Source organism: bacterium (genome assembly GCA_019695335.1).
Classification (GTDB): Bacteria; CLD3; CLD3; order SB21; family SB21; genus JABWBZ01.
The window spans coordinates 1-17,045 of sequence record JAIBAF010000007.1 but is presented as its reverse complement, the minus strand read 5'-3'; the positions used below and the strand labels follow the sequence as shown (position 1 = coordinate 17,045).

General features: G+C 45.1%; 17 protein-coding genes and 1 other RNA gene. 13 read left to right on the top strand and 5 right to left on the bottom strand.

Going from position 1 to position 17,045, the window contains the following annotated elements; all coding sequences use genetic code 11:
• Entirely contained in the window at positions 1-882 is an 882-nt protein-coding gene (locus K1X84_02895) for a nucleotidyltransferase domain-containing protein (protein ID MBX7150561.1), read from the bottom strand.
• Between the two features lie 294 nt (positions 883-1,176).
• Between K1X84_02895 and queG the strand changes: the two genes are divergently transcribed.
• The 13 genes from queG to K1X84_02830 all read left to right on the top strand — a co-directional run bounded on the left by queG (position 1,177) and on the right by K1X84_02830 (position 11,826).
• Positions 1,177-2,115, top strand: coding sequence for a tRNA epoxyqueuosine(34) reductase QueG (queG, locus tag K1X84_02890; GenBank protein MBX7150560.1), 939 nt, complete (start codon positions 1,177-1,179; stop codon positions 2,113-2,115).
• 125 nt (positions 2,116-2,240) lie between these two features.
• On the top strand, positions 2,241-2,834 hold the full coding sequence (locus K1X84_02885; GenBank protein MBX7150559.1) for a YbjN domain-containing protein: 594 nt from the start codon (positions 2,241-2,243) through the stop codon (positions 2,832-2,834).
• Between the two features lie 136 nt (positions 2,835-2,970).
• On the top strand, positions 2,971-3,468 hold the full coding sequence (locus K1X84_02880; protein ID MBX7150558.1) for a thioesterase family protein: 498 nt from the start codon (positions 2,971-2,973) through the stop codon (positions 3,466-3,468).
• Between the two features lie 101 nt (positions 3,469-3,569).
• Positions 3,570-3,668, top strand: an RNA gene (gene ffs / locus K1X84_02875) — signal recognition particle sRNA small type.
• 37 nt (positions 3,669-3,705) lie between these two features.
• Positions 3,706-5,496 (top strand): DNA polymerase III subunit gamma/tau, encoded by a 1,791-nt coding sequence (dnaX, locus tag K1X84_02870; protein MBX7150557.1) that lies wholly within the window; start codon positions 3,706-3,708, stop codon positions 5,494-5,496.
• A gap of 71 nt (positions 5,497-5,567) precedes the next feature.
• Positions 5,568-5,888 (top strand): YbaB/EbfC family nucleoid-associated protein, encoded by a 321-nt coding sequence (locus K1X84_02865; protein MBX7150556.1) that lies wholly within the window; start codon positions 5,568-5,570, stop codon positions 5,886-5,888.
• Between the two features lie 3 nt (positions 5,889-5,891).
• Positions 5,892-6,488, top strand: coding sequence for a recombination mediator RecR (gene recR / locus K1X84_02860; GenBank protein ID MBX7150555.1), 597 nt, complete (start codon positions 5,892-5,894; stop codon positions 6,486-6,488).
• Positions 6,489-6,505: 17 nt separating this feature from the next.
• Positions 6,506-7,687, top strand: coding sequence for an NAD(P)/FAD-dependent oxidoreductase (locus K1X84_02855; protein ID MBX7150554.1), 1,182 nt, complete (start codon positions 6,506-6,508; stop codon positions 7,685-7,687).
• Between the two features lies 1 nt (position 7,688).
• On the top strand, positions 7,689-8,264 hold the full coding sequence (locus tag K1X84_02850; GenBank protein ID MBX7150553.1) for a hypothetical protein: 576 nt from the start codon (positions 7,689-7,691) through the stop codon (positions 8,262-8,264).
• A gap of 2 nt (positions 8,265-8,266) precedes the next feature.
• On the top strand, positions 8,267-9,088 hold the full coding sequence (locus K1X84_02845; protein MBX7150552.1) for a purine-nucleoside phosphorylase: 822 nt from the start codon (positions 8,267-8,269) through the stop codon (positions 9,086-9,088).
• 12 nt (positions 9,089-9,100) lie between these two features.
• Entirely contained in the window at positions 9,101-9,487 is a 387-nt protein-coding gene (locus K1X84_02840; GenBank protein ID MBX7150551.1) for a DoxX family protein, read from the top strand.
• 4 nt (positions 9,488-9,491) lie between these two features.
• Positions 9,492-10,625 carry an alanine racemase gene (gene alr / locus K1X84_02835; GenBank protein ID MBX7150550.1) on the top strand — a complete coding sequence of 378 codons (1,134 nt, stop codon included), beginning with the start codon at positions 9,492-9,494 and terminating at the stop codon, positions 10,623-10,625.
• Between the two features lie 58 nt (positions 10,626-10,683).
• On the top strand, positions 10,684-11,826 hold the full coding sequence (locus tag K1X84_02830) for a cysteine desulfurase (GenBank protein ID MBX7150549.1): 1,143 nt from the start codon (positions 10,684-10,686) through the stop codon (positions 11,824-11,826).
• A gap of 3 nt (positions 11,827-11,829) precedes the next feature.
• Here K1X84_02830 and K1X84_02825 read toward each other — a convergent pair whose 3' ends face one another.
• The 4 genes from K1X84_02825 to K1X84_02810 form a co-directional block, all read right to left on the bottom strand.
• Positions 11,830-13,479: a S8 family peptidase gene (locus tag K1X84_02825; GenBank protein MBX7150548.1), complete on the bottom strand. Its 1,650-nt coding sequence runs from the start codon at positions 13,477-13,479 to the stop codon at positions 11,830-11,832.
• Positions 13,480-13,488: 9 nt separating this feature from the next.
• Positions 13,489-14,706, bottom strand: a complete 1,218-nt coding sequence (locus tag K1X84_02820) for a LeuA family protein (protein ID MBX7150547.1) — start codon at positions 14,704-14,706, stop codon at positions 13,489-13,491.
• A 33-nt stretch (positions 14,707-14,739) separates the two neighbouring features.
• The gene (locus K1X84_02815; protein ID MBX7150546.1) at positions 14,740-16,440 is read right to left on the bottom strand and encodes a GAF domain-containing protein; all 1,701 of its coding nucleotides are present in this window, start codon (positions 16,438-16,440) and stop codon (positions 14,740-14,742) included.
• Positions 16,441-16,458: 18 nt separating this feature from the next.
• Positions 16,459-17,045 (bottom strand): hypothetical protein (locus K1X84_02810; GenBank protein MBX7150545.1); only part of this gene is annotated, 587 nt, incomplete at its 5' end.

Here is a 17,045-nt window from a genome sequence, read left to right as displayed (position 1 = left end):
TTAATTGTTTATTTGTTTCCGAATCGTTTCATAATAATTAATATCCCATCGCGTTGAAACATCCTGATGACATTGGAAACGCAGTTTGCGTTCTTCCTCGGATAATTCAGGATGCCGTTTAGACCAGATGAACTGCCACATATTCATCAACTTTTTGTCGATTTGATCGAGCGGTAAAACTAAGAAACATTTTTCTGTGAACCATTGAAACAGTGATTGTCTTGATGAGATCAACAGTGTACGATTCTCATCGAAACGCCAATTAGGTAAAAAGTTGAAAATCCACTGATTGGCTTCGTTAAACTGTCGGAAGATTGCCTGATTCCAAAGAGGAATCACGGTTGACGTCTCAATAGCTGTGTATATATTACGCTGCTCTATAGACAAAGCTTTTTCAGAAATAATGAAATTAAAACAGCAGTATTTATTGTAATTCAGGAGGAAGAGTTTTTTAAAAATCGTAAATAACGTTCGGCAAATCCACACTCGGCTCGGTGCAGTGACGATCAGCAGATCAATGTCTGAGTTTTCGTACGCCACATTTTTTGAGAGGCTTCCGGTCAGGAAAACGGCCCGAACAAACGGAAAACGCTTAAATAAGTGAGCAACCCAACGCGCACGTTTCTGCAGAATTTTGGCTAACGCTTCCCGGTTGTTGCGTTCCTGAATTAAATGCGCTGAACGGCCGGGTAAAAAGTAAAATTGTTCGTGTTCTTGAATAAGATCCATGCCAACCATTGTATCAAGCATTGACTGCACATCGGTTTCAGTGACGGAATTGGTCGGCAAAGTTGCAAAAATTTCGCGGCTTGCCAGAGGATGGCGAAATACATCAAAATAAGACAAAGTATGTAAAATACTTCGTTGGAGTTCTTCAGACATGCGTCTTCCTTAGCTGGACTTTGATATGATTGAGGCACAAAAAATCGATAGGAATTCTAAAGTGCAGTATTTATTAGATATATACTAAACAATGAAAATGAATACAATAGGAATTTTCTAAACATGTGGGTGATAAAGCTAACTTGAATCAAATCTATAAATGATTTATACTGTTGGGTAATGTTATTGACCATTTTGTTCTACAAAAAAATAATTCCGACGGTTGGATGTCAATCGTTTAAGAACAAATTATTCAGGAAGCTTTGATGTTTCTTTAGAATCATTCATAAGAGTATGAATTTTACTGAGCAAATCAAGTCGAAAGCTCTCAAGATCGGTTTTCATAAAGTCGGAATCGCCCCTGCCGAAAAAATTGATACCGTACCGTTACTTGAAGAGTGGTTATCACGTGGTTATCACGGTACAATGAGTTGGATGGAACGCAACCGTGATAAACGTGAAGATCCTCGTGTAATACTTCCTGGAGCTCATTCAATTATTTGTGTTGCGTTAAATTATTATACGTCTACTCCCATTCCTGACGACCTATCGGTCGGAAAAATTTCCCGCTATGCATGGGGGGATGATTATCACGAAGTTGTGAAGAATAAGTTGCATCGATTGCTTGATGCGATTCAAGAAATGGATCCTTCGATTGAAGGCAAATGTTGTGTCGATACGGCGCCGGTCATGGATAAATATTGGGCAGCCAAAGCAGGCATCGGATGGCAGGGGAAACATTCTAATGTCATCACGCGCGAAATGGGTTCATGGGTTTTTCTCGGTGAAATCATCGTCAATAAATCTTTGGAATATGATGAGCCGGCGGTTGATTTTTGCGGTACGTGCCGGCGGTGTATCGACGCTTGTCCGACACAGGCCATTACTGAACCATATGTCGTGAATTCAGCCCGCTGCATTTCCTATCTCACTATCGAACATCACGGTGAAGTTCTGCCGGATCTGCCAATGCAAAATTGGATTTATGGCTGCGACATTTGTCAGGACGTCTGTCCGTGGAATAATAAATTTTCGAAACCAACAGATGTCGAACCATTTAATCCGCGTATGGAGAACATTAATCTTCCTTTGGATGAACTGGTTTCGATGAATCCAGAATCATTTCAAAAGCGATTCAAGAAGAGCGCCGTTAAGCGAACCAAATTTTCCGGATTTAACCGCAATATAAGGCACGTCATGAATCAAGCTAACAAAACAGTTTCAAACGAATGATTGCTTGACTTTTAGTCTGTAATTTGCATAACTTCACAGAATCAATTTAGATCTTATATTTTTTGCCAAATTTATAACTTCATAACTGTTCGGAGTACATTCGATAAATTCAGGAGCACTTTGTTATGGCCAAAAAAACCAAAAAGAAAGCAGTTAAAAAAGCCAAGCCTGTGAAAAAAGCAGTAAAAAAAGCGGCAAAAAAAGTTGTGGCGAAAAAGACCAAATCTGCCAAAAAGGTTAAGAAATCAAAAGCTTCACGCTCGCCCAAACTTTCTCCCGAGCAATTAACGATAAAAGTTCAGAACAAAGTCGAAGGTTTTCTCAAGAAAATATATAAAGGCTCTTTTGAAAAACATGAAGACGGCCGCTTCCTTGCTTTTGAAGGCTCTACAGCCGTCCAAACCGTCATTCGTCCGTGGCATGATGATGACGTGATGGTCGAGTCTTTTTCGTATGTCGTACAAAATGCCAATATCGACGACAATCTGATGAAATTTTTGTTAAGAGAAAATGCCGTCATTCATTTCGGCGCTTTTGGATTAACGTTTGACGGAACGATTATCTTCAGCCATTCTTTAGCCGGCGCTCATTTGGATGAAAATGAATTTACGGCGTCGATCAAATCGGTTGCCCGCATTGCGGATTATTATGATGAACGTATCGTACAGATGGCCGGAGGTATGACGGCACGCGAAGCAATGAAGCAAGGCATCATGTAATATTGGTTAATATGAATAGGTTTTAATAACGACCAGCGAAGGTGTACTTCGCTGGTTTTTTTATGATTTTTCTTTTTCAATGGCTTAATCACTTCTTGACAAACGGCTTCTGATTGATTTAACATTTGGAGTATCCATGAACCTATGGTTTAGAATGATTCGGATTTTTATTAAATCGCTCTTTGTTAAGCAAATTGGTATTTTTGATTCAAGCAAAGTTCGTTTTCGTTGCTGGCCCAACGACCTGGATGTCAATATGCATATGAATAACGGTCGTTACCTGACGCTGATGGATTTGGGACGCACGCATTTTATGTCCGAATTAAAAATATTATGGCAATTACCCAAAAAGAAATGGTTTCCGGTTGTCGGAGCGGTCGATATTCAATTTCTAAAATCGATTGACCCGTTTCAATCATTTGACATCGTGACCCAACTATTAACATGGGACGAAAAATGGTTCTACATTGAACAGCGTTTTGAACGAGACGGAAAAGTATGTGCAAGGGCTGAATTGCGGGCGTTATTCTTAGGAAAAGGAGGACGAATTGCGCCGCAGGAAGTGGCCAAACTTGCTGTCAACGACGTACCGGAACCTCCGGTTCATCCGGTTACAACGCGATGGGAAAAGTAAAAAATCACGCCGTGATTTTAATTGACATTTTGGGGGTGAATGGTTATTTTAAGCCGCAATTTTTGAAACATTGTTTTTAGAATTTTTCAGAAATAAATTATGCCCGAGCCTTACGCAATTTGAGGCAGTGAACCCCGCCAGGTCCGGAAGGAAGCAACGGTAAGCTTTACCTTGGATGTGCCGTAACCAGCTTGGGCTTTATTTTAAAATCGAATTTTTACCGGTTTTAGAGTTTTTATGTCATACCTAGTCATTGCCCGTAAATGGCGCCCGATGGTTTTCGAAGATGTTGTAGGACAAGAGCATGTCACTACTACCTTAAAAAATGCCATTGCTACGAATCGTTTGGCGCATGCATACATATTTTCCGGGCCTCGCGGAGTCGGGAAAACGACGTCAGCCCGCATTTTGGCGAAAGCCATCAATTGTGAAAATGGAGGGCCGACTCCCACGCCATGTAATCAATGTGTGAGTTGCCAGGAAATTACTTCCGGACGAAGTCTGGACGTTTTGGAAATCGACGGCGCGTCGAATCGCGGCATCGACGAAATACGCAATTTGCGCGATACAGTCCGGTTCATGCCCATGCGCGGCGGCCATAAAATTTACATCATTGACGAATTTCATATGATCACAAAGGACGCATTCAATGCGCTCCTGAAAACGCTCGAAGAACCTCCCGAGCGCGTGATTTTTATTTTTGCAACGACGGAACCGCATAAAGTTTTGCCGACGATTCTTTCGCGTTGCCAACGGTTCGACTTCAAACGCGTTCCAACGGCCAAGATGGTCGATCGGATGCGTTATATCTGTAAGGAAGAGGGGATCACCGTCGATGATGAATCACTCTTTTCCATTTCACAGATGGCGGATGGCGGTATGCGCGATGCGATGACGCTGCTGGACCAGGTAATTTCATTTTGTGGAATGAATGTGTCGGTCGATCAGGTGCGCCAGGCGCTCGGATTGATCAATCAGCAGATGTATTTTGAACTGATCGACGTCATTCGTCAGCGCGACGTCAAAAACATGTTCGAATTTGTCGCCAAAGTATTGGATTCCGGCTGGGATATTACGGAATTTCTTCACGGATTTCTCGAGCATCTGCGTAACGTGCTCGTTGCCAAAACATGCGGACGCCAGTCGCTGACCGAAGTTTTTGAAGCATACCAGGAAAAATATTTCCAACAAGGCCGGCATTTCAGCGAAACCGATCTGATGCGCATGATGAACTTAGTTTCCGATACCATTCAAAAGATAAAATGGAGCGTAAAACAGAAATTCGTATTCGAATTGGCGCTCATGAAGTTACTTCACATGGATAGCAGCGTCCAGCTTGGAGAGTTACTACAGCGTCTGGATCGCATCGAAAACGGCGCCAAGACTGGTTCACCTTCCGTCAGTGAACCAGAAAAAAAAAATGATAAACTGAACGAAAATACGAATATTGTTGCCGCAACCCCGCCTGTTTTGCCTGTACAACAGAAGACCAATCATCCGAATTCCTCGTCCGAAGTTCAAAAAACTTCCATTGCTATAACCGATATCGAATCCCGATGGAATGAAATTGTCTCACGCGTCAAAACCGAAAAAATACGGGTTGGCGCTATTTTAGAAGAAACATTTCCGCACGATATTGTCAATGACACGCTCCTCATAGGCTTCAAGAATGATGAATTGCATGACTTTCATGCTGAAATTATCAATAAAGAGAAAGATTATCTGACGCAAGTGCTGCAGGGTTTCATTGGGAAAAAAATCCGAGTTAAATGCGATCTTGAATTAACGCCTATCGATTTACGGATCGCGGCGCCACAAGAAACGCAGGATTCGCTGTTCAACCATTATCCGACCATCGATGGTGAACAGGCTGAAGAACGTTTACCGAAAATTTCAACCACTGTGTCTCCGGAAGAACAAAGCCAGATTTTTACATATTTACGCGAATTGGAACAACAAAATCCTTTAAAAAAAGTCATTGAAATGCTTGACGGCGAGTTGGTCAATGTCGACTTTAAGAAAAACTGATTGCCGGATTGGACAAAAAGCTTGAAACTAATTCGAATATCAATATCTTAGCGTATTCAGAAAGGGTATCTATGAAGGGTTTGGATATGAAAAGCCTCATGAAAGAGGCTGAAAAAATGCAAAAACAATTTGAAAAACAGCAGGCGGAATTGGAAAACGTCACGGTGGAGGGTTCTTCCGGCGGCGGCGCCGTCACCGTGGTTGCAACCGGCAATGCCAAAATCAAATCCATTCACATCGAAAAAGACGTGGTTAATCCCGATGATGTTACCATGCTTGAAGATTTGGTATTATCCGCCGTTAACAATGCTCTGCACAAAGCTGAAGATATGGCCAACCAGGAAATGAATAAAGTAACCGGCGGCATCCTGCCGGGCATGAAGCTCAAATAAGTCATGCAATACACGTCGCAAGCGCTTGAAAAATTGATCCACGAATTATCCAAACTGCCCAGCATCGGACGGAAAACCGCTCAACGTCTTGCTTTTCACCTTTTGAAGCAACCGAAGGAAGAAGTGTTGAGTTTGTCCCAGGCACTGATCGATATTAAAGATAAAATCGGGCGCTGTTCGGTTTGTTTTAATATCACAGAAACGGATCCGTGTTCCATCTGTACGCATCCGCGCCGCGATCGTCATGTGATTTGTGTGGTTGAAGAAGCGAATGATGTACTGGCCATCGAACGTACGGAACAATTTCGCGGCCTGTATCATGTTTTAGGCGGATTACTTAACCCGCTCGATGGTATTGGACCCGGTGATCTTCGTATTGCGGAAATTTTACCGCGATTGACCGCGGATGTTAAAGAAATTATTCTGGCCATCAATCCGAACGTACAAGGCGACGCGACCGTGATGTTTATTGCCGAAAAATTAAAAAATTATCCGGTGAAGGTGACGCGGATAGCCCGTGGAATTCCCATTGGCAGCGATCTTGAATTTGCCGATATGACGACATTGACGCGTGCTTTGGAAGGCCGCGTTAATCTGTAATTAAATCAGGATCATTAATGATTAGTAAAGATCACTATGATGTGGTTGTAGTAGGTGCAGGACCCTCCGGTAGCACTATGGCCCGGTATGCGGCCAAAAACGGAGCGCGCGTGCTGCTGCTTGAAAAAGACCGTGAAGTAGGAGTGCCGGTGCGATGCGCTGAAGGTGTGGGTGCCAAAGGCATTTTGCGGGTGCTCGATTACGTCGATCCCAAATGGATCGCTGCAACGATCACGGGATTTCGCCTTGTGGCACCGAACGGAACGGCTGTGGATGCGCGTTGGGGAGACAGCGGGTATTGTCTCGATCGACGCGTCTTCGATTACGAACTGGCCAACATGGCTGCCAAAGAAGGAACGGAAGTCGTCACAAAAGCATATGTCACGGGACTTCTGAAAGATGATAACGGTAAAGTGATCGGTGTCAAAGTCAAACATATGGGCGTTGATATCGATGTTCGCAGCGGAATTGTTGTAGGCGCGGATGGCGTCGAATCGCGTATCGGGCGATGGGCGGGTTATAACACATTTACCAAAATGATTGACATGGAATCGTGCGCGCAATTTACCATGGCCGATCTTAACATCGATCAGGACACTTGCGAATTCATTTTTTCAACGAAGAGAGTTCCGGGCGGTTACATTTGGGTTTTTCCGAAGGGGGACCGCACAGCCAACGTCGGCATCGGCATTTCGGGCGATTATTCCGGCAAACGCTCGGCGCTGAGTTTTCTGAAAGATTTTGTGGAGGAACGGTTTCCAGGCAAACCGATTTTATCGACGTTGTGCGGCGGCGTACCCTGTGCCATGACGCGTAAAAAAATCTCCGGCGATGGTTTTATGCTCGTTGGTGATGCCGCGCATCAGGTCAATCCGATTTCGGGTGGCGGCATCGTTTCCGGCATGTACGCCGGAATGCTGGCGGGTAAAACGGCGGGTCAAGCATCCCGCGAACGTGATTTCTCAGCTAAACGATTATATGAATACGATCGCGAATGGCATTCGACAATAGGCAAAGATCACGAACGTTTTTACCGTATCAAAGAAGCTGTTTTTGATTTTACCGATGATCAGTTCAATAAACTGGCCGTGGAAGTATTGAAAATCCCGATGCAAGACCGCAGCCTGATGCGAATTTTCAAAGCTGCCCTGAAAGCAAAACCCAAACTTATTTTTGACGTGATCAAACTTTTTACGTGATATGATGCATTCCAAACTCGCATTCGGACATGTTGTGGACAGCGCTCCCGGGCGGGCGCTGGTGTTATTTGATACACGGTTGCACATTCCGCCGCCGGTTTTCGGAAGTCTTGTAAAAATTGATGACGGCATCGGCTGGATTTACGGTTTTATCTGTAATGCGATTGTACGCAATGCGGAAACTCCCGGTAATCGGCCTTTTACTTTTCATACGGAATTACAAATTCTGTTGATCGGTTCACGATCCAAGAAACATCCGGACGAATTGCCCCAGCCACTTGCTCATGATCACGTACCGACCAAAAAATCACCGGCGTGGGTGTGCTCGGAAGAAGACTGGTATCCTTTCACGGTCGAGACCAATTTTATTAAAATCATTTTTGAGAATACGTGCCAGGCACCAGTCGATACTTTGATCGCAACGATTGTCAGACGTTTAGCGTCCATCTATCCCGATCCGCATAATTTTCTGATACGCGTCGGAAAAGAATTATCACAGCTGGCACCCAAAGAACCGGAGCGCATTCAAGTCCTTCTTCAGAATATTTCGTATTCATTCACATCAAAACTTATTTAACCATGTCTGATGTATTGATCCGATTACGGGAGTCGGTAGAATTTGTCCGGACGAAAATTTCATCGAGCCCTTCCATTGCAATTATTCTTGGCTCCGGGTTAGGTCCTTTTGCCGATATGCTAGAACAGGCCACGTCGGTTCGTACGTCTGAAATACCTCATTATCCTCTGTCGACTGTCGAGGGTCATTCGGGAGAACTGGTGTTTGGTAAAATTCACGGTAAAGATATTCTGGCCGTCAAAGGCCGCGTGCACTATTACGAAGGCTATTCGATGGAACAAGTAACGTACGCCACGCGGATGATGCATTTTCTAGGTATACGATCACTGATCGTTACCAATGCTGCGGGTGGATTGAATCCACGATTTGCGCCGGGCGATCTGATGTTTATTACGAGTCATGTCAATTATTTTTTTGATAATCCGTTGCAGGGAATGAATGTCGATAGTCTGGGTCCGCGATTCCCGGATATGGAAGAGGATTATGATCGCGCCTATATCGATATGGCCGAATCGATCGCATTGGAATTGAAAGTTCGTACGCAACGCGGCGTTTATTGCGCGCATTCGGGCCCGACTTATGAAACCAAATCCGAAGTAAAAATGTTTCAGAAAATGGGTGTTGACGCCGTCGGCATGTCGACGATCCCGGAAGTAATCGTCGCGCGGCATCAGGCTATGCGTGTTTTGGGTATCAGTTGTATCACAAATCTTGGCACCGGTATCAGCACAACGCCGCTCAGTCACCAAGAAGTTACGGAGACGGCGAATAGAGTCAAAGAATCGTTTCAAAACCTGATTTCAGAAATCATCCGAAAAATGTAACCGGAGGTGTGTATGGTCAAATTATTTCAGCCATCGCCTGCGTTAGCGATGCTGCGGCTAGGTGTGAGTTCGGTTTTCATCATTCACAGTATTACGCGGATGTATTTAGGTACGGTTGGCGGATTCGGCGAATTCCTTGGAGGACAAGGATTCCCGCTAGGTACGATATTGGCCTGGTTCATCACACTGAGCGAATTAGTCGGTGGCGTTGCGCTGGTTGTCAATCTTTATGTGATGCCGCTGACCATTTATTTTGTATTTCAAATGATTATGGGAATCGTGTTGGTGCACCGTCATTACGGGTGGTTTGTGGTCGGCGCGGGAAACGGCGGAATGGAATACAGCGTTTTGATTATTGTGGTGTTGTTGACGGTGCTTTTCACGCATAAGAAGAAGTGAGAATATGGATACTTTGTTCAACGTTCTGCGTGAAATTCGGCCAACATATGCCATCGTGGATTTAGGCGCGCTCGATCACAATATCCGGCAAATTCGCGGTCGTGTCGGATTTAAAAAAATCATGGCGATTGTCAAAGCCAATGCGTACGGGCACGGCATTCTGGAAGTTACGCAGCAAGCGGTTCGGAGCGGCGTCGAATATATCGGCGTTGGGTTTTTGGAAGAAGGTATGTTTCTTCGTCAACATGATGTCGAAGCCCCGATCCTTGTGATGGGTGGTATTCTCGGTTATCAGGTGAAAAAATTCATTCAGAACGATCTGGAGATTACTGTCTCATCGCTCGAGTTGGCGCAGCATATTAACGATGAAGTAAAGAACACGAAGGCGCGCGTTCATCTGAAGATTGATACGGGAATGGAACGTATCGGCGTATCGCATCGCCATGCCGTAGAATTTGTTACGCGTGTCGCGCGGCTTCCGAATATCGAAATCGTTGGAATCTATTCTCATTTTGCAACGGCGGACGATGAGGACAAATCGTTTGCACATACTCAATTTGAACGATTTAACGACGTGCTCGATACATTGAAAAAGAATGGTATTGAAATTCCGATCAAACATATGGCGAATAGCGGGGCCGTTGTCGATCTTCAGTCCAGCATTATGGACATGGTGCGCCCGGGAATTGTCCTCTACGGAATGACGCCGTCATCGCACATGAAAAATAATTTGTTACTGAAACCAGTGATGACTCTAAAATCCAAAGTGGTTTTTCTCAAACGTGTTCAAGCCGGCACCGGCATCAGTTATGGATTGAAATATTATACTAAGCGTGAAACCAGTATTGTCACAATTCCTATTGGATACGGTGACGGCTATTCACGTTTGTTGACCAATAAAGCCGATGTCTTGATCCGCGGAAAACGGTATCCCGTCGTAGGCGCCGTATGCATGGACCAACTGATGGTGGATGTCGGCGATGACCGAATCAATATAGGCGACGAAGTGATTTTGATCGGCCAGATGGGCGACGAAGAAATCACGGCCAATGACATCGCCGATAAGATGGGCACGATTCCGTACGAAGTAACCTGCATGATCAATGCCCGCGTGCCTCGCGTTTATATCCATGCTTGACAATGTTACGCGTTTTAAATATCATTACACCGAAATTTTTTAATACATTACTGATGGCATGAAGCGAATTTATTTAGACCACAGCGCAACCACGCCTGTCGACAAACGTGTGTTGGAAGCCATGCTTCCATTTTTAACCGAAGAATTTGGCAATCCTTCGAGCTTGCACAGTTTTGGGCGGGCAGCGAAAGTAGCGCTTGAAGAAGCGCGCCAGAAGATCGCTTCGGTCATCAATGCTTCTCCGGGCGAAATCGTTTTCACGAGCGGCGGTTCGGAGGCGGATAATCTTGCTATTGCCGGCGTTGCACGCGCTCATCGGGAAAGAGGAAACCATCTAATTGCCAACCGGATCGAACATCATGCTGTATTACATATTTTCGAAGAACTCGAAAAAGAAGGATTTGAGGTCACGTACGTCGAATGTGATCAATATGGAATGATTTTACCCCAAACAGTTGAAGCGGCCATTCGACCGGGTACAACTCTGATTTCGATCATGCACGTAAACAATGAAGTCGGGACGATCAATCCGGTTCAGGAAATCGGTTCCATCGCAAAAAACAGGAATATTTTATTTCATACTGACGCTGTGCAGAGTTTCGGCAAATTACCGCTGGATGTCAAAACCATGCCTATCGATCTGATGTCGATGTCGGCGCACAAAATTTATGGTCCAAAAGGTATCGGGGCTTTGTGGGTAAGACGTGGCGTGAAGGTGATGCCGATTTTATACGGCGGTTCGCAAGAACGGGGTCAGCGTGCCGGAACGGAAAATATTGCAGGAGCCGTTGGATTTGGAAAAGCAGCTGAGTTGTGCAGATTGGAAATGAACGCTGAAATACCGCGCTTAAAAAAAATGCAGACTCTTCTTTGGGATGCGATACAAAAAGAAATTCCCAATGTCCGTCTGAACGGGCATCCCGAACAGCGATTACCCGGACATCTGAATGTTTCCTTCAACAACGCAGCAGGTGATGAATTGTTGATTCATCTCGATCTCAATGGGATAGCCGTATCGACGGGGTCAGCTTGCACATCCGGTGCTGTTGGATTGTCGCACGTGTTGAAAGGTATGAACATTGAACCTCAATACGGCAGGGGAGCCGTAAGAATGACGCTGGGACGATCGAGCAAAGAAGAAGATATTCCGACGATCATTGATGCATTAAAAAGCAGCCTCGTTAAACTATCCAGCGAATGAACTTCATTTAACGATCATTAATTTCTGCACGACAGCATTGCCGTCCACTACGATGCGATAGAAATACACTCCTGAAGCAACATCCTTTCCAGCCAGATTTTTTCCAAGCCAGGTTTTGGTTACCGTTTGATTAAACGAAATCGATTCGTTTTTTGCCAATTCAGTAACTTTTTCGCCCAGAACATTATAGATACTGAGCGAATAAGAGGAATTGGTCAGTGATTTGAATGAGAACGAAACCGTGGCGTTGGCCGGATTAGGAAAGCTTTTAATATCGATAAGAGGAATACTGGATCCGCTTGGAGAATAATTAATAAGGCGTACAGCATCGGGAATACCATAACCGATTTCGTTATCCGGGCCCGAAGCCAGTGAAGAAGTTTTACGGAGGGCATCGTAGAGTTGTTTTGACGACCAGTCAGGATGTGCTTCCAGCGCCAGTGCGGCCAAACCAGCGACGAGTGGCGTTGAGAGGGAAGTGCCGTCAAAATTGTCATAGCCCGAATCATCGTTCACGGCAACAACGCGTACGAACCTGCCGAGCGCCGACACATCCGGTTTTTTACGCCCGTCGGCTGTCGGGCCGTACGAACTAAAATTAGCTTTCGAGCTGTCGCCATTGACGGCGCCGACGGCGATCATTTTTTTTCCGTCGGATGGCGTTCCGAGATAACGCGCGCCACGGCTTCCCATATTGCCGGCGGAATTAAAAACCAGGACGCCTTTATCAAAAGCGATATTGGTCGCTAACGTGGTGAGCGCCGTTTTTCCGTTAAGATCGGATAAAGAATAATTATCGACGGAATTCTGAAATTCATCGAAAAAACTAATTGAACTGCTGACGATATCGGCGCCTTGTTCTTCTAACCATTCCAGTCCTTCGATCCATTGATCTTCCTCGGCTTTCTCGCCGATCCCATCATCATCTTCCGTTCGTGCCAAAAGGAAAGTGGCGCCAAATGCCGTCCCGATCAGATGTCCGCCGGCATAACCGGCAATGGTCGATAAAACCTGCGTTCCGTGACTACTGCCGCCTTTCGATCCAACCGGTTCGGAAACGTCCGTGTCATTTTCAATAAAATCGTATTGTCCTGCAACTTTAATACTGTCGAAAGCCTCATGAGTAAGATTGAATCCTGTATCGATCATGCCGATCAATACGCCCTTTCCCGAATAACCTAAGATATGCGCATTGACGACATTGATGGTGGCATTTTGTTTCTGTGATGCGCCGTATTGCAGATTAAGAGCGGATGAGGATTGATTCCGCGATCGCGTAACATTGTCCTTTACACCGTTAGCAACCAAACGAATGGATTTAACGAACGGCAATTGTTTGACGGTATTAACACCGGATGCATCGAGATAAGCCGTGACAGCATTGAACCATTTGGATCGGCGTTGAATAATAATTCCTGAAGACTCAATTTGCGCAATATACGATGCATCGATCGGGAGATCGTATTCATCGGCGATATCAATGGACGCATTTTTTAAACGGCGTTGAACGGTGCGTTCGGGGAGGTTTTCGACGATAGATTTTTTTAAAACAGTATTATTGGGTTTATCGCTAAAAAAAATCCAGTATTTATTGGACTGCGAGATGGCTGTTTCGTGAATTAAAACGATCAAAACGCATGCGATGAGTTTCATTCAACGTCCTTACTTGCACAGAGCGTATATTTGTTCGTCTGTCAAAACGGTTGTAGCCTGTTTAGCCGCATTAAATATTTTTTTGACCAATTCATCACGGGGCTCTATTTTGCGGCGTTTGAGCCAGAAAATCACATTCGATTCTCCGGAAAGCGGGCCGATTTCAATCACTTGTTCGAGCCCAAACATTCCGGCGGGCACGCTGGAATAAACGCGGTCGACCAGTTCCATATCGCCTTTGTTGAGCGATTTTAAAATTGCTGCGGCATGGACGCCCGTGCCGGTACGGAATGCATCACGTCCGAAAATCGGATAATTCCACGGAATGGCAATGCCGGTATAATCGGAAACTTTTTTGCAATACTGCGGCAACATGGAAAGATCGTTATCGATCCATTTTTTTAGTTTAAGGTTGACCATCAATTGGTCCATCTGCACATTGCCGACGCGTTCGCCGACGCCGATGCCTGTTCCGTGAATTCTGTGCGCACCGGCCTGAATGGCATTGAGGGCGTTGGCTACGGCTAATCCGCGATCGTTGTGTCCGTGCCAGTCGATTTTGACGTTCTCACCGGTTTGATCGATAATTTCGCGCATGAAATTGACAATGCGATGGATGCCTTCTTGTGTAGCATGTCCGACCGTATCGGAAATACATACACGCCGCGCTCCACAGCGAATGGCCGTCTGGTATAATTTTTTGATGTCATCCGGATGCGCTCGCGTCGTATCTTCGGTCACAAACATGACGTCGAGCCCGTTTTGTACGGCATACGTTACAGCTTCCTCGGTATATTTTAGTAATTGATCGATCGACCAACCTTCGGCGAATTGGCGAATAGGGCTGGATCCGATGAACGTACAGGCTTCGATTTTGATGCCGGCTCGCTGGGACGCTTCGATGATCGGTGTAATGTCGGCTTTCAAAGTTCGTGCAGCGCAATTGGGAACAATGCCCATTTTGTGTGCAACGATTTCTTTAGCCAGTGCGACTACATGCTCGAGAACGTGTGGCCCGGCGCCCGGTAGTCCGATATCGGCGGAGTGAATGCCGAGCTTTTCCATCAAATGGAGTATTTCGATTTTTTGCTCGATCGACGGCGTTTTGACCGAAGGAGACTGCAAGCCGTCTCGCAACGTTTCGTCGTTCAGTTCGATATGCTGCGGCGGGCGATTACCCGGCAACGCCTCTTCATTCCAATCGTAAATTAATTGGTCAAGATTCATAGTTATAGGTTGGGTTGGGTCTTGTATAAAAATCTAATAAATAACTTCGTAAATTTCGATCGGCTTACTTTTACCTTTGACCATGATCGGGTCTAATTTTTTAGCTTTGACACGTTCACTGACTTTGTCATAGGTTGCTTTACTGATCAAAACTTGTCCGCCCGCCGCACTGCCCTGAAGGCGAGACGCAAGATTGACGTTATCGCCGATTGCAGAATATTCCATACGTTGATCCGAGCCGATATTTCCGACAACGACATGGCCCGTATTAATACCTATTCCTACGCGCAATGGTGGTTTGCCTAGCTTTTCCTGCTCCTGATTAAAAAGCACCAGGTCTTTGAGCATATCCACCGCGGCCATGATGGCATTGTACGCGTCGTCACCGGTTGAAGCCGGCGCTCCGAATAACGCCATGATGGAATCTCCCATAAATTTATCCAACGTGCCGCCGTGTTTAAAGATGATATTGATCATGCGCGTAAAATAACGATTGAGAATTTCAACCATGTCTTCGGGGCTCATGTTTTCGGATAACGTGGTAAAACCCCGCACGTCGGCAAAGATCAGCGTCACTTCACGGCGTTCCGGAATAAAACGGAAGTTGCCGTTATCGTCATTGCTTATAATCATTTCGGCGATCTGTTTCGACACATACCGCTCGAGAGCGTTTTTTAAATTTTCTTTGCGGCGGCGGTCTTCATATAATTTGGCGTTCTCGATAGCAATCGCAGCATGATTGGAAAAGGCTTCCAGTAATTCCACGTCGCTTTTGGAAAACACATTGGACATTACATTGGAGCCGACGTACAAGACGCCGATAACTTTTTGATCTTTATTTTTAAGAGGGGAACAGATGACGGAGCGAATGTGATGAGAGATGATACTTGCGCCGTCCTGAAAACGATCGTCATTTTGTGCGTCGGATGTCAGTACACTCTGGCATGTTTCGGCAACTTTTTTAGCAATCGTTTTGCTGAATGTCGGAGACGACTGGCTGAATTCATCCGATTCGATCTTGCGGGAGATTTTAGGGACGAGTTCTTTGGCATCATCGTAAAGCATGATGAATCCGCAATCGGCGTTCATAACTTTCAGCGCAAGGTCGATAATGGTACTGAGCAATTCTTCTTCATCGAAGATCAGATTGATGATTTTGCCGATTTCATACAACGTGTTGAGTTTTTGCTGAAATCTTTCCGATTCCTTGAGTTGATCTTTGAGAATAACCAATGCATGTTCGATCTCGACGCACTGAGCCAGAACTTTATTGGTATCGGTTTTAGGCGCAGAAACAAGCGTTTTAAGCAGATTGATCATCTCCATCAATTGTGCCGAATTGAATCGATCGGCATACCCGGTGTCGTCAGGCCGCAGGCGAATGATCGAAAAATCGGTTGCGGAAGGTTTTTTCTTTTCTTTGCCAACTTGTACCGTTGCGCTGTCGTCCACGAGGAAAACAAAATCCATTCCGCCGAGATTGACGTGATCGTTATGGAAAATTTCAACGGTTCCATTAATACGTTTACCGTTCACGGACGTACCGTTAGTGCTGCCGAGGTCGTGGGCGAAAAACTGTGCTCCGCTTTTCACGATTTTGGCGTGATTGCCGGATACCATCATGTTGGAGATCAAAATATCGTTATCGGTGCGGCGGCCGATAGTCGTCTCGGCTTTTTCAAGAGGATAGCGGTGGGAAACAGTTTCTTTATCGACCAAAACTAATGAGGCCATTGTAAATTTCTTCCTGTTTTATTTACTCATGCTTTTCTTAACTTCGTCAAAGATCGGTGTCCAGATCGGGTTGCCATATTCTCCTTTGTCGAGTTCAAAGCTTTTATTCAGATGAAAAGCCTTTTTGAAAGCGTCTTTAGACGCATCTGTTTTTTTCTGAATGGCATAAATAAAAGCCAGATACTTATAACTTTGAATTTTATTATCGAGTGCCAGGTCAATTTTTTTTAATATTACATTAAAATATTTCAATGCTTCGTCGTAGTTACGTTTTTCGTAATGGTCCTTAGCCGTTGCAAACAGATCATTGCCACTGATGCTCAGAAGGCCAAATTGTTTTTGTGCGTCTTCGAAAGCTGGGGTCCAGTAGGGATTACCCATTTCCGCCTTGTCGAGAGTGAAACTTTTGTCGAGAGTAAATGCTTTCAGAAATTCATCGGCTGCTTCGGCATTTTGTTTCTGAATCGCGTAGATAAAAGCGAGATGTTTGTGCAATGTTACCATTTGCGCTGTCGACAATTTTTTTGATGTGGATGCCTGAGTAAAAGACTGCCGGGCTTTGTCGTAGTCACGCTGTTTGTACGATTCGATGCCTTGATTGAATA